Below are 19,824 nucleotides of genomic sequence, written 5' to 3'. Positions count from 1 at the left end.
GCACCCCCGGCACCACGACTGCTCGGTTCTCCTACTGTCCGCTACCGGGAAGTGGACGGGCGCCGTTGGCCGAACCTTTGCGTCTTTTCCTGCGCTTCCTCTTGCCGGATTTCGGCGCCTCGGCAGCGCGCTTGCCCGCAGTGCTCCTCGTCTCCCCACGCTCCAACCGGCCCCGCAACCAGTTTCGGGCACTGACCATCTCGGAGCGCAGCTTGGAGCCTTGTGCCCGAGCGAGACGGGGAAGTACCTCCTCCCCTTCTTTCAGCAGAGCGGCCACCAGTCTGACCGCCTTGTCATTCCTGGCCATCACGAGGTCTCTGCGAAGCTCTTCCGCACGGTGCAGTTCACGGGTCAAGCGGTCCCATTCCTGGGGTGCACCGCCCGCACTATGGACGATGACGCGGGGCTGGTGCGGCGGGGCGCTGTCAGCGGCGATGTGACCGTCTCTGTCGATCTCGAGCCGAGGAGGAGGCGTCCGGGGCGGGATCCCGTGCACCGCGAAGGCACGGTCCACCTCGCGTTGGCACCAGCGTTTAAGGACGGCGGCAGTCGCCGGTGATCCACAGCCCACAGCCCGGCTCACCTGCCCGAGGTAGACCGGTGTGCCGCCCTCATCGCTTCGAAGCAACGCCGACAACAGGGGCCTGCCTTCCCGTCCCACCCCCTCGTCGACCTCCACGAGCAGCCGAACCCGCTCCGCGTCGGTAATCGCCGTCAGGTCCAGGCCGGCGGCTCTGGAAAGAGATCCCCAAGTAGGACGTGTCCGCAGCCTCGCCGCGCTCACGAGCGCCTGCCGTACGGCTGCCACCCGTTCCGCTCGAGACTGGGGCTTAGGGGCGGGGGCGGGAGCCTCCGGCACGGAGACGGCAGGCCGGATGTGGCGGCCAGGTCCCCTCATGCCCGGTAGTCGTAGGCCGTCGGGCGTCATCAGGCATGCGTCCAGCGGCACCCAGTCGGTGCTGCGCCGCGGATGCTCGGCGCGCAGGCGCACACGGCGTGCGGCGCCCTGCGTCTCGCAACGGAACCTGAGCAGGTAGCCGTGCACGTCGTACAGCTCCTCCATCGTCGCCGGATGAGCGGCGCCCGGCCCGAACACCCAGTCGACAGTGGCCGATTCCCGGATGAGGCGCCCGCTGGCCTCCGTCCATTCCGCATGGGCGAGTTTGCGGAACTGGAACCGCACGTGCTGGCGGGCCTCTCGAACCCGGAAGTCGACGGCGTCGCCCGGGCCGGTGCCCAGATTGCGCAGCGAGGCGCTTGCCTTCAGCCGCCGCCGGCCGGCCCAAGCGGTCAGGTCTCCCTTGACGAAGAGGTGGTCGGCACTGCTCGCTCCGGTGGCCGTGCGGTGGCAGGAGGTGTGGGGATGGTGAGCGAAGTGGCAGACCTTGTCCCGGTAAAGACGGTCCGAGAGTTCGTTGCCGCAGCCGCCGAGGAGCGTGCCGCACCAGTAGCTGTAGTCAGGGTGATGACGACGCCACCGGGCGAGTTCATCAGCGTCCGTCGGCAGAATGATCGCGCGGTCGGACCCTCGGCTGCCGATCACCGCGGTCTGCACCAGCCTGCTGTCCGCGTAGGTCATGTGCGCCCCCCTCAAGGCCTCGCGCCCAGGAATGCAGTCTCGATGCGACAGTCGGAGTATGCGCTCCGTGCACTGAGTTCACAAGGCATCATCGGCCGGGCACCTCAACTGATTTGACCACGACGCTGCTGCTACGGGGCGCGCGTGTATCGGAACTGAATGCCTGCACGCCTCTGCCTCTTTGCGTGTACCTGCCCCATACTGCGAGAGGGGTGGCCCCACGTTCGGGGCCTGGGGGTTTGGGGGGCGATCGATGGCTGACGCACGTCTTCATTGGCTCCAGGAAGTCATTTCCGTCTTCGGCTCGGAATGCGAACGGAACCTGACGGGCCCCGGTGACCGCGAGGCAGCCATCCGCAGCCCTTTGGAGCAGCTGTTCCGCAGCATAGCCACGCACCACGCCATGCCCGAGATCAGCTGGCACCCGGAGACCCGCATCCCCCACCTCGGGGTCCGTCCCGATTACGCCGTGCGCGTCAACACGAACGTCACCGGCTACATCGAGGTGAAGCGGCCGGGTAAGAGCATCGACCCCGACTCCTTTACCGGTCACGACAAAAGACAGTGGGAACGCCTGCGGGACCTCCCCAACCTGCTCTACACCAACGGCACCCATTGGCGTCTCTTCCAGTATGGCGTGCAGATCGGTGAAGAAGTCGTACTGCAGGGCACGTTGAAGAGCGCCGGAGGGAAGCTGACCGCCGGCGACCTGGCCGCCTTCGATGCGCTGGCCCAGGCCGTACTCTGCTGGGAACCACCGAAGATCCGCCGCGTTTCGGTATTCGTCCAGCACATCGCCCCGTTGTGCCGCCTGCTGCGCGAGGCGGTACGGGAGCAGTTGCGGGCCGAGGCGGGGCTGGACGCGGCCGACTCCGCCGAACGTCCCTTCACCGGCCTGCGGAGCGACTGGCGCCGGTACCTATTCCCCACCGCGGACGACGCGACCTTCGCCGACGGCTACGCCCAGACGATCACCTTCGCGCTGCTCCTCGCTCATACCGAGGACATCCCGGTGACCGGCACCAGCTTCCACGAGATCGGCCGCCGCCTCAACGCCGGTCACGCTCTGATGGGCAAGGCCCTCCAACTCCTCACCGACAACGTCAACGAACGGTTCGAGGTGACCCTGGATCTACTCGCCCGCACCGTCGCGGCCGTCGAGTGGGACATCATCCGCCAGGGCAACCGCGACGCCTACCTCCACCTCTACGAGTCGTTCCTCTCCGTCTACGACGACGGCCTCCGCCAGCGAAGCGGCTCCTACTACACCCCGCACCAGGTGGTGGAGGAGATGGTCCGGCTCACCGAGGAAGTGCTGCGCACCCGCCTGGGCAAGGCACGCGGCTACGGCGACGAGAGCGTGCGCATCGTCGACCCGGCGATGGGCACCGGCACCTACCTGCACACCATCATCGAGCGGGTGGCCCGGCAGGCGGCCGAGCAGGACGGCGACGCCATGGCACCCGACGCGATCGGCCGCCTCGCCGAGCGCCTGTACGGCTTCGAGCTGCAGATGGGCCCGTTCGCCGTCGCGGAACTGCGCGCGGCCGACCTGCTGAAGAAGCACGGGGCCCAGCTCCCGCCAGGCGGCCTCAACCTCCACGTCACGGACACGCTCGACGACCCGTACGTCCAGGAGGAACAGCTCGCCTCGACGTACGCGGCCCTGTCGGTGTCCCGTGCCCGCGCCAACCACGTGAAGGCCAACGTCCCCGTCACCGTCGTCATCTCCAATCCCCCATACGACGACAAGGCCGAGAACCGCGGCGGCTGGATCGAGAAGCGGGTGAAGGGGCAAGGCCGCCCTCCCCTGGACGACTTCCGGCATCCGGGCAACGGCCGTTACGAGCACGCGCTGAAGAACATGTACGTCTACTTCTGGCGCTGGGCCACGTGGAAGGTCTTCGACGCCCATGCGGACGACCGCCACGGGGTGGTCTGCTTCATCACCCCGTCGGCGTTCGCCACCGGCCCCGCCGGACGGGGCATGCGCGGCTACCTGCGCAGGACGTGCGACGAGGGGTGGATCATCAACCTGTCTCCAGAGGGACAGCGGCCGGACGTGGCCACCCGGGTGTTCCCGCACGTCGCCCAGCCGCTGTCAATCTGCGTCTTCGTACGGCGCGCGGATCACGACACCGAGCGCCCAGCACGCATCCACTACCGGGCTCTGCACGGCAGGCGCGCGGAGAAGTTCGCCCAGCTTCGGGATGTCCACCTGGACGACGGGGGCTGGCGGGACGCGCACGCGCAGGGAGTACGGCCCTTTACGCCGGCCACCTTGTCGGGGTGGGACGACTATCCGGCGCTGGACGAGTTGTTCCCGTGGGGCAGCCTTGGAGTGACAACCAACAGGTCGTGGGTGACCTCACCGTCCGACACCGTTCTGCGGCGCCGGTGGGCGCGACTCATCGGTGAGTCCGATCCCGAGGCGAAGGCGCCGCTGTTCAAGGAGACACGAGACCGCCGACTCACCGGCCGGGCGGCGTGCTTACCGGGGTTCGCGCACCCCGACCGCGCCATGCTCGAAGAGTCAGGCACTCAGCCGCGGTTGATCCGCATCGCCCAGCGCAGCTTCGACCGCCACTGGCTCATCGCCGACAACCGGCTGCTCGACTTCCCACGGCCCGACCTGTGGGAGTCCCTGCAACCCGGGCAGTTGTTCCTCAACCAGCAGAGCAGCCACGAGATCAGCGCCGGCCCCGCCCTGGTCGCCACCGCGTTGCTGCCCGACACGCACCACTTCAACGGCCGTGGCGGCAGAGTGCACCCCGTCCTCCATCCGGACGGCACCGCCAACGTGCCCAGCGGGCTGCTGCGGTACCTGGCAGGCGTTCTCGACGTGGGTGTAGTGCGCGTGCAGGACCTCGCGGCCTACGCCGTGGCCGTCGCCGGGCACAGCGCCTTCACGGAGCACTTCGCCGAGGACCTGCTCACCCCCGGAGTGCGGTTGCCTCTGACCCGTGACCCGGATCTGTGGTGGGAGGCGGTCCGCGTCGGCCATGAGTTCCTGTGGGCGGCGACGTACGGCGAGCATGCCATTCCGGGCGAGGTGCGGCCCTCTGACCAGAGTGGCGTCCGTTTCGCCCGGGGAGATGTACGGCAGGTGCGGTACACGACCGCGATAGGCACCGATGTACCCGACACTCTGTCGTACGACGAGGAGCGGAGCACTCTGCATGTGGGCCCGGGTGCCTTCACTGGAGTACCGCCGGCTGTGTGGGCGTACGAGGTCGGCGGTATGCGTGTCGTGAAGAAGTGGTTCGGCTACCGGAAGGCGTCCCCCACCAGCCGGAGGACCAGCCCGCTCGACGACATCCACGTCACGTCCTGGCCGAGTCAGTGGACGGAGGAGCTGATCGACCTGCTGAGCGTCCTGCGGCGGTTGGTCGACCTGGCGCCCGCGCAGCAGGCGCTCACCGCGCAGATCGTGAGTTCGCCGGTCGTCACTGTCGCGGACCTCGCCTCGGCGGGCGTTCTTCCTCCCCAGCCCGCGGCGAGGCGTGCTCGGCGTCGCGTCGTCCTGGACTTCGGCGAGTCGGACGAGTCATGAGGGGGCCGGTGCCCACCGCCCGCCTATCCCGTGCGGACGTAGGACTCCGCCTGCTCCAAGGTCCAGGTTCCTTCCGCGAGCCTTCGCAGCGCGTGACCTGCCAGTCGGGGCGGCGCGCCCCGGGACACGGTGTCGGCGAAGGACGCCACCGCGCTCAGGCGGGCCGTCAGTTCGTCGCGCTCCGCCTCCCGCAGCGTCGCCGCGCCGAGGGGCGTGAGCCGGAGGGTGCCGTGGTCGCCGCCGCGCTGTTCGACCAGCCCGGACCACAGCAGGCCCGGCAAGGCGTCCCGGACCTCGTCCGTGTCGAGGTCCCGGGCCGCGTAGGACTCCGGCGCCGTGTCGGGCGCCGGAAGGTCGCACAGATCCATTTCCCGCAACAGGTGGTGCTGGAGCGGCGACAGCTGGATGGTGGGGACGAGCATGACCCCAGTATGGCGCGCGGCGCGCCCCCGACACCGGTAAGCCGGTACGCGGTTCCTGGACCGTTTCGCCGCCCCCTGCCGCCTGCTCTGCGCTGTCCTCAGCCGTCCACGCGGCCCTCGGGCTCTTCGGATTCGGAAGACGTGGACGCGCTCAGCGCTCCCTCTTCCCGGAGCAGTCCCATGACGTCGATCGTCTCCTCGTCCTCCGGTGTCAGGTCGAGATCGCTCTGGTCGAGGTCCACGGTCAGGTCGCCGTCCGACTTCTCGATCAGGAAACGCTCGCGGTACGCGTCCCGCGCCGCGACGGCCATCCGGTCGATGAGCAGATAGCTCATGCCCGCGCCGACCGCCATGCCGGCGATGGGCACCACCTGACCGAGCTTCTTCTTCGTCAGCTGCTGCGCGAACTTCGCCGCGAAGGACTGGGCGATCCTGGTCAACACCTTCTCGTTGAGTTTGGCCCAGGGCGCGTTCCGTACCAGCAGCTGGGTCAGGTGGGACAGTTCGGCGTAGGCGGCCCCCTTCGCGGAGGTGCCGGTGGACATGCCGAGAGCGATCACGGACATGATGAAGATCTCCTCTTCGGGATCGCTCGGGTCGTAGCCGTAGGAGAGGGCTGTGGCGGCGGCCGTACGGCTGGACAGGGCGAGCATCATCGCGGTGTCGGCGGCCATCGCCCCGGCCACGGCTCCCAGCCCGGGTGCGGCGCCCGCTCCCGCGCCGGCGACGGTTCCCGCCCCGGCGAGCACACCGCCGCCGGTCACCGCCGCGGCGGAGCCGAAGCCGGTCGCCGCCCCTGAGAGTGCGTGACCGTACCGGAGGAGGTTGTGCCGGACGACGTCGTCGACGACTTGGAGATCGAGCTTGCGGATGTCCTCCAGCCCGGCGATGTCGTGTCCCGCACGCCGGTACTGTTCGATGACGCGCTTCATGCTCACGGTCCGGTTCGCGGTGTCGCCCACGGCCTTGCCGAGGCCTCGTGCGGCTCCGCTGTAGGCGGCCGCCACTTTGTCGGCACCCGGCGCTTTCTTCACCTTCTGGCCCAGCGAGGCGAGCTTGTCGCGGGCCGGCTGCGGAAGGAGCTTCCTCGACTCCTTGCCGAGGGAAGCCGCCTTGCGCTTCTGGAGTTTGTCCCACTCGCGCAGTTCGTAGTCAGAGAGAGTCATGTCCTCGCCCCCCGTTGTCAGAGTGTCTGTGCGCGACAGCGTGTGTTTCCGGAGCCCCGGAGCCGGCGGTTCCGCCGGGGAAGAGCACTCACGTCGTCCTCTTCTTCTTCGCTCCCGTGTCGCCGAATCCGGGCAGGGGACGTGCGCCCTGCAGGGAGTTCTTCGGCTTCTTGCCCCGCTTCCCCGCAGTCGCCTCGGCCGTTTTCGTGTCAGGTCGGTCTTTCAGCCAGAGTCGCGTGACAGCCATCTCGGCGATCAGCAGGCTGCGTTGCCGTTCCGGCAGTCTGGTCAGCGCCTCTGCTGCCAGCAGCAGGAGGTCGGCGACATGCTCGGGCCTGCGCTCGCTCCTCCGCCTCTCCCGGCGCAGGGCGCGATGGATGTCCTCGTCCTTGAGGAGCACACCGGAGAGCGATGACCCCGGCGCTCGTCGGGGCGTCGGAGGCAGCACGGGACGATCTGGGGCACGCACGAAGGTCAGGCGCTGATCGCCCTCCTCCTGCCGCGGTGGGAGCCAGCCGTCCGAGGTGAGCACCAGGCGGTGCGGGGGCTCGCGGGACGGCACCCCGTACACGGCGAACGCCCGGTACGCCTCACGCTTGCACCACCGCTTGAGAACCGCCGTCGTCGCAGGAGTACCGCATCCGGCAGCGGCCACCACGTCCGCCACGTACTCCGGCGGATCGCCCTCCTCGGTCCTGATTAGCGCCGACAGCAACGGACGACTCGCACCGCCTCTGGCGCGCTCCACGGTGATCAGCAGGTCGGCGCGATCCTGGACGGGCAGCTCGAGCAGGTCGTTTCCAGCGGTCCGGGCCAGCTCCTCCCAGGTGGGCCGAGTCCCGAGCCTGGCGGCGCTCACCAGTGCTTCTTCAAGCGCGCGTGCCTGCTCCTCCCGAGACCGCTCGCCCGGTACCGGCCCATGCCCGGCGCTTGCCCCGGCGGCCGGGCGTGCGCTCTCTCGGCGGCGCGGCTCGACACCCGACAGCCTCAACCCTTCCGGCGTCACCGTGCAGGCGTCCAGAGGCACCCACTCGGTGCTGTGCCGAGGGTCCTCCGCCCTGAGCCGGATGTGCCGTACGGCGCCGTGCGTCTCGAAGCGGAAGCGGAGCACATAGCCGTACTCGTCGTACAGCTCCTGCGTCGTCTCCGGATGGGCCGCGCCCGGACCGAACACCCAGTCGTGGGTGGCCGCTTCGCGGGACAGCCGCCGTCTGTCCCGCCGCCAGTCGGTGTGTTCGAGCCGGCTGAACTGGAAACGGACATACTGCCGTCGGGCGGTGCCGATACTGAAGTCGACGGCGTCGCCCGGACCGGATCCGAGGTTGCGGGCGACGGTCTGCCACGTCAGCTTCCGGCGGTCGGCCCACGCGGCGAGATCGTCCCTGATGAACAGGTGGTCCGCGCTGGCCGCACCGGTGGCCGCGCGGTGGCAGGAGGTGTGGGGCCGGTGCGCGAAGTGGCAGACCTTGTCGCGGTACAGACGGTCCGACAGCTCGTTCCCGCAGCCGCCGAGCTGAGTGCCGCACCAGTACGTGTAATTGGGGTGACGCCGACGCCAGAGGACCAGTTCGTCCGCGTCCGTCGGCAAGATGATCGCCTGTCCCGACTTCGGGCCCCCGATCACCGCCGTCTGCACCAGACGGCCGTCCGCACCGCTCACGAATGTCCCCCACCCCGGGCCAGGCACGCCTGTCCCGCCGCGGAAGGGGCGAGTGGCGCTTGATGGCCACCAGTATGTTGTCCGTGCACTGAGTTCACAAGAGGTTCAGCTCATCTTCGGACCTTCACCCCCAGGAGCGCCGCCCATGACGTAGGTTCTGCGGTCGTCCGTGTCCGAGACCGGGGAGGATGCATGCAGAAGAGCACGCAGGAGTACGAGGAGGCCCTGGAGGCCGTGATCGAGATCCTGCGCCAGCAGGCACGCATGGGCGCGAGACCGATTCCGTACGGCGACCTGAGCAGGGAACTGGCGCGCCGCGGGCATCACGTCCCGCCCCACGAGGGTTCCATGCCCTATCTCCTCGAGGACGCCTCGGTCCAGGAGAGCCCTGACGGGTCGCTGCCCCTGCTGTCGGCCTTGGTGGTGTTGAAGGACACCGGCTGGCCGTCCACGGGCTTCTTCAAGCTGGCCCGTCGCGCGCCCTACGGGCGGCAGGGTGACGACGTGGTGCTGTGGACCCGGGAGATCGAGAAGCTCGCGGAGCACTACGCCGCGAGCTGAGCCCGCCTCTTCAGCCCGCGGGGTGGATCCGCACCTCCGCCCAGACCGTCTTCGTGAACGCGTCGCGGACCTCACATCCCCAGTGTTCGGCGTAGGCCTCGACGAGGAGCAGTCCCCGGCCCGACGTCTCGTCGGAGGACGGCGCCGACGGGCGGGCCGGCCGGCGTTCCGGGCGGGTGTCGGTCACCTCGATGCGGAGGCTGTGCGGCAGGAGGAGCAGCACGAGGCGGAAGTCGCCGCCGGGGAGGCTGCCGTGGCGGATCGCGTTGGACGCGAGTTCGGCCGTGACGAGGGCGGCGGTTTGCGCCGGGTCGGAGTCGTACGGCAGGCCGGTCCACTCGGTCAGCTGCTGGACGGCGAGTTGGCGGGCCAGGCGGGCGCCGCGTCTGGTGCTGCTGAAGCGCAGGGTGAGGTGGTGGGTGGGCGTGCGGGGCTGTGCCTCGTCGGCGAGGTGGGGCTGTGTCACGTGGTCAGCGTGGAGGGCGGGTGGGGCGGTGACCAGGTACGACGGCCGTACGTCGGGGGCGTCGTACGGAGGGGGCGGTGTGGAGTGGCGTCGGTTGTACGGGGCTTGTACGGCCGTTGTACGGGTCCGGGGCCGTGTCTCTGTTTCTTCGGGCCCCGTTGAGCACGGCCCCAGTGACGTGCCTGGTGACGCACGTGGCCGGGGACGGTGGCGGGGTCTGCTGCGGGACGGAAGGGTGTGGGAGCGTGACGACGGTACGGGATGGGCGGAACAGGCGGGCGGTGAAGACGAGGGAGGAAAAGCCCGATCTGCCGGGCGTGTGGGCGGCCTATGGGGTGTTGTTGCGATACCTGCGCAAGCGTGCTGGGTTGAGCCAGCAGCAGCTCGGTGACGCGATCGGGTACTCGCTGGAGCAAGTGGCTTCGGTCGAGCAGGGGCGGCGGCCGGCGAAGGCGGCCTTCACCGCGGCGGCGGAGCGGGTGCTGGGGGCCGGTGGGGTGTTGCTGGTGCTCCAGGATGAGGTGGACCGGGCGAAGTTGCCTCGGTTCTTCCGGAACTTCGCGGTGATCGAGGCGGAGGTGGTGAGCCGGTTCTCCTACGATCCGCTGCTGGTGCCGGGGCTGCTGCAGACGGAGGCGTATGCGCGAGCGGTGTTCGCCGGGCACTGCCCGCCGCTGAGCGAGGAGATCATCGACCAGCACACGGAGGGGCGGCTGAGTCGGCAGAAGCTGCTGACGCGGGTGCCGCTCGCGGAGTTGTCCTTCATCATCAGTGAGGAGGCGCTACGGAATCCGGCGGGCGACAGGGAGGTCATGCGTGGGCAGTGGCAACGGCTGCTGGAGGTTGGCGCGTCGCGCAACGTCGAGGTGCAGGTCATGCCTGCCGGGCCCGGGTTCCACTCTGGCTTGAACGGGCCGTTCGTGGTGCTGGAGACCAAGGAGCATCGGCACCTCGGCTACATCGAGTCTCAGGAAGTCGGGTGCGTCGTGCAAGATCCGGCGGAGGTCAGCGCCTTCGGGTTGCGGTATGGCAAGCTGCGATCGCAGGCTTTGAACGCTGTCGAGTCTGGGCGGCTCATCGAATGGCTGGTGGGGGAGACGTGAGCGTGGAGCAGGTATCCGAGTACGTGAACGAGCTGCGCTGGTTTAAGAGCAGCTACAGCGGGTCGGGCGGCGGCGACTGTGTGGAGGTGGCCGCCAGCCTGGACGCTGTGTACGTACGGGACTCGAAGGCCGCGGGGCGCGGACCGGTGCTGCGGGTCGGCCAAGGCGAGTGGGCTGCCTTCCTGGCGCTCGCTGCTAAGTAGAGCCAAGCAGCCCTTCCGAACGGAACAACGGGCTAGCTCATTCACTTGGGGTGACGTGAGCGAGCGAGCCCGTTGTCATGCCGTCGGCTCAGAACAGGGCGCCCTCGGCGCCCTCACCGAAATCCGAACCACCTCGCGCGGCCAGCTGCTCCTTGCGCTTCCGGATGGCCTCCGGGGAGGGCGGCGGCAGGTCGGGGTGCTTCTCTCTCGCCTTCTTCTCCGTCACTCCCTTGTGCAGGCCGAGGTGAACCTCATCGGCGTAGGCCTGATGGTTCAACTGACGCAGCCGGTCGATGATCTCGGTCCTGGCGAAGTGACCGATGGTGTAGCGGGTGCCCTGGTCGGTCTCGTGGAAGCCGTGGTCGAGCGGGAACGACTCGTGGGTCGGGTCGGTAGGCGGGTTTTTGCCGGAGTCGTCAAGAAGGTCGTACCAGCCGTACGCCTCGACGGTGGCCTTGTCGATCTCCTCGTGAACGCGGCGGAGCTCGACGATGTCCTCGTCCTGACAGTCGGGGCTATGGACGAGGTTGTACGTATCGGTCAGGCCCATGCCGCGGGCGCGCATCAAGTCCCTGCGGTAGGCGTCAAGGCGGGTTCCGACCGCACGGAGCCGAGCGGTGAGCGGAGGACGGACCAGGGTCTCGAACACATCGGTTGGCGTGTAGCGAAGGTCGCCCTTCATCGTGGAGGAACGATCAAGAGCCCACCAGTAATGCAGCGCGCTGCTGAGAACACCCAGCAGAGCAGCATCATCGGAAGCGAAGACCCCGAGCGCATGGCTGAAGACCTGGCCGGTAGGGACCATCACTGGCATGACGACCTTGCTCACCAGACTGATGACGACGCACCGTTCAAGGTTGCCAATGGCGCGCATCATCTCGCTGCGAGGGCGCCAGTACTGCCACCAGCGATCCATGAGCCCCGCGTACGACTTCGGGTCCTTCTTCTCGCACTCAGGGCGGACGTCCGTCAGGATCTTTGCGAACGCCTTGGGGTATTGTCTGGCCCTCTCCTCCGGCCACTCGTAGAAATTGATCACCCATCGATCGCTCTGAAACGTCGGGCTGCTGTTGAGATCCTGGCCGTTCAGCAAGGGCGACAGCACATCGCTGTACCGAGCGTCTTCCCTGATCCAGCTCTGGGCCTGTGCCTGAGTGACGCTGAAGCCGTCGACCACCAGCACCAATGAGCCCTGGTACGACTGGCCCGTGTTGCGAGCCAACGGTTCGGCCCAGGAGCTCTCCCGCGTCATGGGGTTAAGCGATGTGGAGATTCCGTGCGGCACGGCGAGCCCGTCCAGCACGCACGTTGCCACAGCAGTGGGCGGCGTCCGCGTCGTCCACACCGCGCAGTATTCCAACACGGCCGACTTGGAGGGCCATGGAGCACTCTTGATGGCCCTACGCGTGGTCACACCGTCTGAGGCTATGCGGTCTAGGCCGACTTCTCGCGAGTCTCCCTGCGCCAAGGTGTTGGTAGCGACCACGCCGCTTTGACCGCCGGCGTTCAGCAATGCGTGGATACGGAGCTCGAAGTAGGCGACCAGGTCGGCGCTGCCCCGCATCCCGTCCGCCAGGTTATCCACCAGGTACTCGCGATATGAGTCGCCGAGGGCGCTCGTGATCTTCTTGCCGCCCAAGAACGGCGGATTTCCAACAATCGCATCGAACCCACCCCTCCGCGTGAACACCTCCGGAAACACCAACGGCCAATGCACCGGCCGCCTCTCCAGCGCCCCCTCCGGCAGCTCAGCCCCCAGCCACTCCTCCGCCCGGGCCCGCGCCTGACGCACCACCTCGGAGTCGTCCCCGACCCCGTCCTCCATGATCCGCTGAACGATCCAAGCCGCCTGCGGGAACAGGTCCCGGACCCGCTCCCCACCGTCCTCCGCGTACCACGGCACCCGTCCCGAGGCGCAAGTGGCCAGCGCCGCCCCCGCGATCAGGTCACCCACCAGCCGCAGTCGCCGCGAGTGACGGTTGACCTCCTCCAGGCGCTCCCGCTTCCTCTGGAGCGCCGGCAGGTCCACGCCCTTGATCGCCGTGATGGCCAGGCGCTCCCGCGTCAGCTGATCCACCAACTCACGCGCCTGCTCGGCCAAGATGTCAGCCTGCTGCTCAGGCTTCATGTGCACAGCCTGGATCTGCTCCATGCTGTGCACGCCCAGCAGCGAGTCCCCGCACACCAACCGGTCGTCCAGGAACGTGAAGGGCCGCCCCGGGTCCATCGACACCAGCCACAGCGACAGCTTGGCCATCTCCACCGCCATCGGGTTGATGTCCACCCCGTACAGGCAGTGCTCGATGATCTGGCGGCGGGCCTCGACGACCACCGGGTCCTGTTCCGCGTCGGCAGCGGTCACCGCCTCGACAGCGCGCCCCGCACGGTAGACCATCGCGTCCGCGCGGCCCTCGTTCTCCCAGGCCTCAATCAGCCGGTCGCCCATGTAACGGCAGGCCGCCACCAGGAACGCCGCCGAACCCATCGCTATGTCCGCGACCTTCAGGTCGAGGATCTGCTCGGACGACTTCAGCCGCCACTCCCCCGTGTCCACCGTCTGGAGAGGGCCCGGCTCGTACACCAGGGGCTCCAGTGCATGCAGCACGACCTCCTCCGCGAGGAAGCGGGGCGTGTAGTGCGTGCCGGTGTTCTTCCGGAGGGAGGACTCGGTGACGTACAGGGCGCCGTTCGGGATGACCGTCGGCAGGCCCCGCAGGTCGTCGCGGAGGATGCCGGCAAAGGGCAGGAGCCGCTCCGTCAGCGCCGGGTCCTTCGTCACCGCGTTCAGGCGGCGACACGTCTCGGCCGCGGCCTCCGCCCCCACCGGCGCGAGCTTCTTCTCCAGCTGTCCCGCCGTCGCGGGCGGCTTCGGGTCCTTCCACTTCTCGTGGATGGACTTTGCGAGCGTCTTCAGCGAGCCGCCCGCCTTCGCCGCCAGGGATTCCAGCTCCCGCAGCGGCACCTCGTGCTCCAGGCCCTCCGGGCCGATCAGCCCCACCATGTGCTCCGTGGCGCGGCGGCCGTCGAACGACAGCAGGCCCTCGTAGACGTAGCCGATCTGCTCGACGTCCAGCGCGCGGAAGCTGAGCGTGCGGACCTCGCGGTCCTTGCCCTTGCCGACGCGGACCTCCTGCACCGCCTGGAGCATGTGCAGGACCGTGCGGTCGTCTATCGGGAGGAGCGGGGTGGTGCGCTCCAGCCAGGGGTAAGCGTCGGGGTCGAAGATCGAGCCGTCGTAGGCCGGGAGGTGGAGGCCGGAGCCCGGGTGGTCCACTCCCCCGTGCACGGCGTGGAACAGGGCTATCAGGCGGTGCCAGGCCGACCTGGTGTGCTCCAGCGACGCCTCGCCCTCCTCGTCCGCGCGCGCCTTCAGCTCGTCGCGGAGGAAGCGGGCGGAGTACGACCGGGCGTACACCTCGTTGTCCGCCGGGAGCAGGCCACGCTCCTCGGCGAAGAGCAGGAACACTATGCGCATCATCACGGCGACCGAGGCGCGGTACACCTCGCCGGCGCTGACACCCGACGCGTGCAGGCCGGGGGCGCCGTCCTCCATCGCCCGTACGTCCGCGCGGCCGATCGCGTCCACGAGCAGTTCGACCGCCTGGCGGACCTGGACGCCCAGCGCCTCGGTGACGTCCTCGCCCGCCGCCAGGCTCTCCTTGAGTAGGCCCACCAGCGTCTCGGGCTCGTCGTACTCGAAGAAGCGGCGGCGACGCAGCAGCGAGACGAAGGCGCGGACGACGTTGCGTTCCGCCGCCTCGTTCCAGCCGATGGCGTCGAAGACGGCCGTGGTCGTGACGCCGCCGAGCGGGGCCCACACCAGGCACCACCAGCGGCCGTCCGTCACCAGGCCGAGCGGCACGCCGTGGTGGCGCAACAACCGCGCCAGACGGTCGGCTGGGGCGGCCGCCCAGTCGCCGCCTCCGCCCGCCCGCGCGGTGGGCGCGGTGCCCGCCGGGACCGTCATGCCGAGCAGCCGTACCCGCTTCGCGGCGGCCTCGGTGCTGGGCTCGGTCGCCAGGTCGGTGCCCGGGTCGACGAGGGCGAAGTCGGGGCGGACCTCGGTGTTGTGCTCGGCGACGCGCAGGGTGAGGCGGGCCAGTCCGTGGTGCTCCGAGTCGCCGACGCGGAGCGTCAGCGCGTCGTTCCAGCCGAGGAGGCGGCTCAGGATGTACGCCACCCATTCGTCGCGGCCGGCGGTCGTGTCCGTCTGCCAGTCGGCGTGGCGGGCGCGCAGCCGGGCCCGTTCGTCCTTCTCCAGGGCGTCGAGCTGGGGCCAGGCGCGCAGCAGGACGGGCATGGTGAGGAAGGGGCCGGAGACCTCGGTGAGGTCCAGCCACTCCTGGTGCTGGCGTCGGCCGTCGGCGGCCTGGGCCTTGGCTGCGGCTATGCCGGAGTTCGCGGGGCGGCGGGGGCTCATCGGCGGGCCTCCTTTGCGGGAACGACGAAGACGACGGCGGCGGGGAAGAGGTGGGAGCGGGGCTCGCGGTAGCGGGCGGCGATGGCGGCGAGTTCGCGCTCGCGCTCGGCGGGGAGGCCTTCGAGGCGTTCGCGCCAGCGGCGGCGGTCGTCCTCGAACTGGCGGCGCTCGTGCCCGGTCAGCTCGTGGGTGGAGAGCAGGGCGAGCTGTTCGCCGTCGCCGTCGCCCTCCTCCTTGAGCTTGGCGCGCAGGGTGGCCTCGAAGCGGTCGAGGGTGGCAGTGATGCGGCGCTCCTCCTCGGCCCGGCGGTCGGCGAGCCGGCTCTCCAGCTGGCGGCCGAGTTCGGCGGCGCGGGCCTCCAGGGAGCGGTAGAGCGGGTCGCGGAGCACCGGCCAGGCCTCGGTGAGTTCCCTGCGCAGGTGCGGGGCGGCCTCGGCGCCCTCGGTGAGCGCCTGAGAGAGGACCCGGCCCTGCTCGTTCACCGACTCCCAGCGGCGGAAGCGGCCGGTGTCGCCGAACCAGCCGCCCGCGTAGAGGACTTCCTCGTGCAGGCGGGTGCCGTCGGTGCCGACGAGGACGTAGCGGGCGTAGGCGGAGACCAGGGTGGTCGTCACCGCCGGGTCGTCGGTCACGACGGCGGTGACGCGGCTGAGGCCCACCGAGTCGGCGTTCCAGACGGCGGCGGTGAGCAGACGCGTCGACAGGGCGACCAGGGGGTGCTTGAGGTGGGCGAGGACCACGTCGTCACCGGCCTGCGCGGCCACCACCGGGGAGAACGTGAGCGGGCGCTGCTCGCCCTCGCGGAGTTTGTGGGCGAGGCCGCGGGTGGCGCGCTCCCAGCTGCCGGAGAGGGGCTGCACCTCGAAGAGGTCGCCGGACTCGAACTGCTCCGCCCGGAAGGTGGAGGGCAGGAGGGGCGGCTGGTGGTCGAGCGCGAGGGCCGTGTCCACGACGCGCTTGACGTTGGCCGGGGTCAGGCCGAGGGCGGAGACGGTGCCCTCGTACTGGTCGGCGAGCCGCTTGGTCTGGGCGGTGACGTTCTGCTCGGGTGCGACCTCGCCGCCGGTGCGGCGGCCCTTGATCGGCTTCGGCCTGGCGTTCTCGATGTCGACGGGGGCGGTGTCGCCGGTCATGCGGCGCTGTACGGCGTCGGCGAGCACGGCGTTGACGGAGCCGAGGTCGTGCTCCATGCGCGCGACCTTCTTGGCGACGCGGGAGAGGAACTCGAGGTCGGCCTCGTAGGAGCCGGCCTGGGCCTGCTGCCAGCCGGAGCCGATGAAGTGGGTGATCTCCGGGTCCTGCTTCTGTCCCCAGCGGTCGATACGGCCTATTCGCTGTTCGAGCTTGTTGGGGTTGAAGGGTATGTCGTAGTTGATCAGGCGGTGGCAGTGGTTCTGGAGGTCGATGCCCTCGCCGGCGGCGTCGGTGGCCAGGAGGATGCGCACCTTGCCCTCGGGCTGGGAGGGGTCGGCCTGGAAGCCCAGGCGGATACGCTCGCGCTCCTCGGCGGACAGGCCGCCGTGAAGGCGTTCGACACGGCCGCCGTCGGTCAGTTGCTCCTGCTGGAGGAGGTCGTGGAGCCATTCCTGGGTGTCGCGGTACTCGGTGAAGACGACGACCCGCTCGTTCGTCCAGTGCTTGCCGTCGGACGTCCGGCATATCGCCTTGAGCGCGCGTATGAACGCCTCCGCCTTGGAGTCGGGGGCGGCCTCGTGGGTGAGGGCCCAGCGCTCCATCTCCTGCAGCAGGGCCAGTTCCCGGCCGTCCTCGGCGGGCGTGAGCGAGGTGGACCGGGTCAGGGCGTCGTCCTCGGCGTCGACGAGGCCGGTGTCGTCCAGGTCGGCGACGAGGTCGGCGAACTCCTCCAGCCACTCGGGGACTTCGGCGGCGGCCGCGCGTCCCTTCGTGGGGCCGGTGTCCTCCAGGTGGGAGAGGTAGACCTGGACGGTGTGCAGGAAGGCGGCCGGAGAGGAGAACAGGCGCTTCTTCAGCAGCAGGGTCACCAGGTCGGCGGCGCGGCGCCCGCCCCGGGCCTTGGGCGTGAGCTTCCTGCGGCGCTGCTCGGCGAACTCACCCAGCAGGCCGTGGATCTCGCGTTCTTGGGGTGTGTAGTCGACGGGGAGTTCGCGGGTGCGGCGGGTGCGGAAGCGGGGTGTGCCGTCGGCGTTGGTGACGGTGGACTTCAGGCGTCGTACGACGGTGTCCTTCAGGGCTTCCTTGTCGGGGTCGACGCCGCGGGCGAAGCGCTGGTCGTCGATGAGTTCGAGCAGGGCGGTGTAGGACTCGGGGTAGCCGTTGTGCGGGGTGGCGGAGAGGAAGAGTCGGTGCTCGAAGTGCGGGACGAGGCGCCGGATCAGCTTGGTCTGCTGGGAGTCGACGGCGTACACCTGCTTGGGCGCGGCGGGCGCGACGTGGTGGGCCTCGTCGAGGACGAGCAGGTCGAAGAACCGCTTGTGCTCGCCGTCGCCGCTTTCCTCGGGGGCGCCGATGACCTCGTCGAGGAGGCGCTGGGCCTTCTGGCCGCGCAGCCAGGGCAGGGAGACGATGGTGAGGGGGTGGACGCGGAAGGGGTTCGCGGCCGTGCCGTGGGTGCGGCGCAGGCGGGCGCAGTGCTCGGAGTCGACGATAGTGAACTCCAGGCCGAACTTCTCGGCCATCTCGTCGCGCCACTTGAGGGTCAGGCCGGCCGGACAGACGACCATGGCGCGGCGCGCCCGGCCGCGCAGCAGGAGTTCCTGCACGACGAGTCCGGCCTCGATGGTCTTGCCGAGGCCGACGTCGTCGGCTAGGAGGAGGTTTACGCGGGGTTCGCCGACCGCGCGGGACACCGGCTCAAGCTGGTACGGCTCCACGGCGACGCCGGAACGGAACGGCGCCTGGAGGGTCTTGGCGTCGGCGGAGGCGACGGCGGACCAGCGGACGGCGTCGAGGAACGCGGCGAGGCGGTTCGGGGAGTCGTAGGTGTCGGTGGAGGCGTCGGGGAGGGAGCCCGCGGGCAGTACCCGGCGGCCGGGCTCGACCTCCCAGATGACGGAGAGGGAGTCGCCGAAGCGGCCGTCGGCGACGGACTGGAGGTGGACGAGGGTCGCGCCCCGGCGGTCCTCGTCGCCATCGCCGGCTCGTGGGGAGGGTTCGACCCGTGCCACCACCCACGACTGTCCGCGGACCTCAACGAGATTTCCCTCCTCGGGGAGCCGTTCGGCCCCCGTCCGCCCGGTCGCACGCTGAACTGCCGACGTCATGAGCGCTGTTCCCCTCGGTGTCTCCTGCGCCGTCCGTAGACCGTGACCTGTCTCCCCACCGGAACGGCGCGTCGGAGCGTAACATGGTCCGTCAACTGTGAACAGAGCTCACACAGTTGGGTTGCGGCTGAAATGCCACTGCTTCAACCCATCCTCCGCAACCGCTCCAGCAGCGCCCGGCTGCGCCCCTGCCCAGCGCCGGCAGCGGGCAGGACCGCGTCCTCCTCGTCAGTCAGGCGCCGCAGCAGTTCCTCGGCGGCATGTCTTTCTCCGGTGCGGATCAGCAGTACGGCGATCTCGTAGCGGGTGTCCAGCACCGCGGAGTGGCCCGGTCCGAGCAGGCTGCGCTGTTCGGCGAGGACCGACTTCAGCTCGTCCAGGGCCTCCCGGGTGCGGCCGAGCGCGCCCACGCACAGGGCGGCTCCAGACCGCGCGGCGAGAGTGCCCGCGCGGTCGAGGCCGGGCACGGCCACCAGTTCCCGGTACTCCTTGAGGGCATGAGCCGGACGGCCGGCGCGGCGCAGGGCCTCGATCTCGGCCAGACGTGGATGAGGGGCCGGCTCGGCGACGGAAGCCGGCCGGGGCGCCCAGGCGGTGAGCAGGGCCGCCACCTCGGCGGCCGAGCCGGGGCGGTCCTCCGGCCTCTTCTCCAGCAGACGCTCGACCAGGGTCCGCAGGCCGTCGGGCACGTCGGGGCGGCGATCGGCGAGCGGCGGGACGGGCTCGTTGGCGTGCCGGTGGTACAGCATGAAGGGGCTGCCGTCGGTGAACGGCGGTGCGCCGGACAGGAGCTCGTACAGGACACAGCCCAGCGAATAGAGGTCGCTCGCGGGCACCGTGCGGCCCACGGCCTGTTCGGGCGCCATGTAGACGACCGTGCCTGGGGTGGCGTTGGAGGCGGTGAAGTGCGTTTCGCCGGACTGCGGTTCCAGGGCCGCGGCCACGCCGAAGTCCAGGACTTTGATGTCTCCGTCCGGGGTGACCATCAGGTTCGATGGTTTGAGGTCGCGGTGCAAGACGCCCTGCCCGTGGGCGTAGGAGAGCACTTCGGCGGCGCGACGGGCGACGTCAGCCGCCCGCTCGATGCCGAACGGTCCGTCGTTCTTGAGGACGGCGTCCAGGGCTCGGCCGGGGACGAGGTCCATGACCAGGTAGAGCTCGCCTTCGTGGTTGCCGTGGTCGTGGACGGCGGGGACACCCGGGTGGCGCATGCGGCTGGTCAGGCGGATCTCGCGCAAGAAGCGGCGTTCCAGTGTGCTGGGTTCGGCACCACGGCCGCGGTCGGCCAGGAGCTTGACGGCCACGTCACGGTGATGGTCCCGGTCGTGCGCCGCCCAGACGACGCCCATGCCGCCCCGGCCCAGTTCGTGCGTGAGCTCGTACCGCCCAAGGCTTCGCCCCATCGCGCCCCGTCCCCAGTCCCGGCGCTCCCCGCGCCCGCCGCCTCTC

12 protein-coding genes are annotated in these 19,824 nt (G+C 69.7%); 4 read left to right on the top strand and 8 right to left on the bottom strand.

Going from position 1 to position 19,824, the window contains the following annotated elements; translation table 11 throughout:
• Positions 1 to 31: 31 nt before the first annotated feature.
• The gene (locus tag ACFY0K_RS22965) at positions 32 to 1,579 is read right to left on the bottom strand and encodes a competence protein CoiA family protein (protein WP_351959260.1); all 1,548 of its coding nucleotides are present in this window, start codon (positions 1,577 to 1,579) and stop codon (positions 32 to 34) included.
• A gap of 403 nt (positions 1,580 to 1,982) precedes the next feature.
• Here ACFY0K_RS22965 and ACFY0K_RS22960 point away from each other — a divergent pair, with 403 nt between their 5' ends.
• Positions 1,983 to 5,132 carry a type ISP restriction/modification enzyme gene (locus ACFY0K_RS22960; RefSeq protein WP_390641416.1) on the top strand — a complete coding sequence of 1,050 codons (3,150 nt, stop codon included), beginning with the start codon at positions 1,983 to 1,985 and terminating at the stop codon, positions 5,130 to 5,132.
• Positions 5,133 to 5,155: 23 nt separating this feature from the next.
• Here the strand turns inward: ACFY0K_RS22960 and ACFY0K_RS22955 are convergent, their stop codons facing one another.
• The 3 genes from ACFY0K_RS22955 to ACFY0K_RS22945 all read right to left on the bottom strand — a co-directional run bounded on the left by ACFY0K_RS22955 (position 5,156) and on the right by ACFY0K_RS22945 (position 8,380).
• Complete coding sequence (locus tag ACFY0K_RS22955) at positions 5,156 to 5,554, bottom strand: hypothetical protein (protein WP_351959258.1); 399 nt, start codon at positions 5,552 to 5,554, stop codon at positions 5,156 to 5,158.
• A gap of 98 nt (positions 5,555 to 5,652) precedes the next feature.
• A complete protein-coding gene (locus tag ACFY0K_RS22950; protein ID WP_390641415.1) occupies positions 5,653 to 6,720 on the bottom strand; it encodes an EcsC family protein in 1,068 nt (355 codons plus the stop codon).
• Positions 6,721 to 6,808: 88 nt separating this feature from the next.
• Positions 6,809 to 8,380, bottom strand: a complete 1,572-nt coding sequence (locus tag ACFY0K_RS22945) for a hypothetical protein (RefSeq protein ID WP_390641414.1) — start codon at positions 8,378 to 8,380, stop codon at positions 6,809 to 6,811.
• Between the two features lie 192 nt (positions 8,381 to 8,572).
• Between ACFY0K_RS22945 and ACFY0K_RS22940 the strand changes: the two genes are divergently transcribed.
• Positions 8,573 to 8,941, top strand: coding sequence for a hypothetical protein (locus ACFY0K_RS22940; RefSeq protein WP_390641413.1), 369 nt, complete (start codon positions 8,573 to 8,575; stop codon positions 8,939 to 8,941).
• Between the two features lie 10 nt (positions 8,942 to 8,951).
• Here the strand turns inward: ACFY0K_RS22940 and ACFY0K_RS22935 are convergent, their stop codons facing one another.
• The gene (locus tag ACFY0K_RS22935; RefSeq protein WP_390641412.1) at positions 8,952 to 9,407 is read right to left on the bottom strand and encodes an ATP-binding protein; all 456 of its coding nucleotides are present in this window, start codon (positions 9,405 to 9,407) and stop codon (positions 8,952 to 8,954) included.
• A 281-nt stretch (positions 9,408 to 9,688) separates the two neighbouring features.
• On the opposite strand from ACFY0K_RS22935, the gene ACFY0K_RS22930 reads away from it, so the two are divergent.
• Entirely contained in the window at positions 9,689 to 10,510 is an 822-nt protein-coding gene (locus ACFY0K_RS22930) for a Scr1 family TA system antitoxin-like transcriptional regulator (RefSeq protein ID WP_390641738.1), read from the top strand.
• Positions 10,489 to 10,713: a DUF397 domain-containing protein gene (locus ACFY0K_RS22925; protein ID WP_390641411.1), complete on the top strand. Its 225-nt coding sequence runs from the start codon at positions 10,489 to 10,491 to the stop codon at positions 10,711 to 10,713. Before ACFY0K_RS22930 ends, ACFY0K_RS22925 begins: the two co-directional genes overlap by 22 nt.
• Before the next feature lie 88 nt (positions 10,714 to 10,801).
• On the opposite strand, the gene ACFY0K_RS22920 is transcribed toward ACFY0K_RS22925, so the two are convergent.
• From ACFY0K_RS22920 to ACFY0K_RS22910, 3 genes are all read right to left on the bottom strand, one after another.
• Complete coding sequence (locus ACFY0K_RS22920) at positions 10,802 to 15,133, bottom strand: Eco57I restriction-modification methylase domain-containing protein (protein WP_390641410.1); 4,332 nt, start codon at positions 15,131 to 15,133, stop codon at positions 10,802 to 10,804.
• Positions 15,130 to 18,375 (bottom strand): DISARM system SNF2-like helicase DrmD, encoded by a 3,246-nt coding sequence (drmD, locus tag ACFY0K_RS22915; protein ID WP_390641409.1) that lies wholly within the window; start codon positions 18,373 to 18,375, stop codon positions 15,130 to 15,132. Before drmD ends, ACFY0K_RS22920 begins: the two co-directional genes overlap by 4 nt.
• A 143-nt stretch (positions 18,376 to 18,518) precedes the next feature.
• Positions 18,519 to 19,778, bottom strand: coding sequence for a protein kinase (locus tag ACFY0K_RS22910; protein WP_390641408.1), 1,260 nt, complete (start codon positions 19,776 to 19,778; stop codon positions 18,519 to 18,521).
• Positions 19,779 to 19,824 lie beyond the last annotated feature (46 nt).

The sequence above is a fragment of the Streptomyces sp. NPDC001507 genome, assembly GCF_042894765.1.
Lineage (GTDB): Bacteria > Actinomycetota > Actinomycetes > Streptomycetales > Streptomycetaceae > Streptomyces.
Note: the sequence above shows the minus strand (reverse complement) of the source record. Positions and strands in the feature narration are given on the sequence as shown.

Excerpts from the sequence above, each read along its gene's own strand:
- ACFY0K_RS22965 (WP_351959260.1), bottom strand. The coding sequence starts at position 1,579 with ATGACCTACGCGGACAGCAGGCTGGTGCAGACCGCGGTGATCGGCAGC.
- ACFY0K_RS22960 (WP_390641416.1), top strand. The coding sequence starts at position 1,983 with ATGCCCGAGATCAGCTGGCACCCGGAGACCCGCATCCCCCACCTCGGG.
- ACFY0K_RS22955 (WP_351959258.1), bottom strand. The coding sequence starts at position 5,554 with ATGCTCGTCCCCACCATCCAGCTGTCGCCGCTCCAGCACCACCTGTTG.
- ACFY0K_RS22950 (WP_390641415.1), bottom strand. The coding sequence starts at position 6,720 with ATGACTCTCTCTGACTACGAACTGCGCGAGTGGGACAAACTCCAGAAG.
- ACFY0K_RS22940 (WP_390641413.1), top strand. The coding sequence starts at position 8,573 with ATGCAGAAGAGCACGCAGGAGTACGAGGAGGCCCTGGAGGCCGTGATC.
- ACFY0K_RS22925 (WP_390641411.1), top strand. The coding sequence starts at position 10,489 with ATGGCTGGTGGGGGAGACGTGAGCGTGGAGCAGGTATCCGAGTACGTG.
- ACFY0K_RS22920 (WP_390641410.1), bottom strand. The coding sequence starts at position 15,133 with ATGAGCCCCCGCCGCCCCGCGAACTCCGGCATAGCCGCAGCCAAGGCC.
- drmD (WP_390641409.1), bottom strand. The coding sequence starts at position 18,375 with ATGACGTCGGCAGTTCAGCGTGCGACCGGGCGGACGGGGGCCGAACGG.
- ACFY0K_RS22910 (WP_390641408.1), bottom strand. The coding sequence starts at position 19,778 with ATGGGGCGAAGCCTTGGGCGGTACGAGCTCACGCACGAACTGGGCCGG.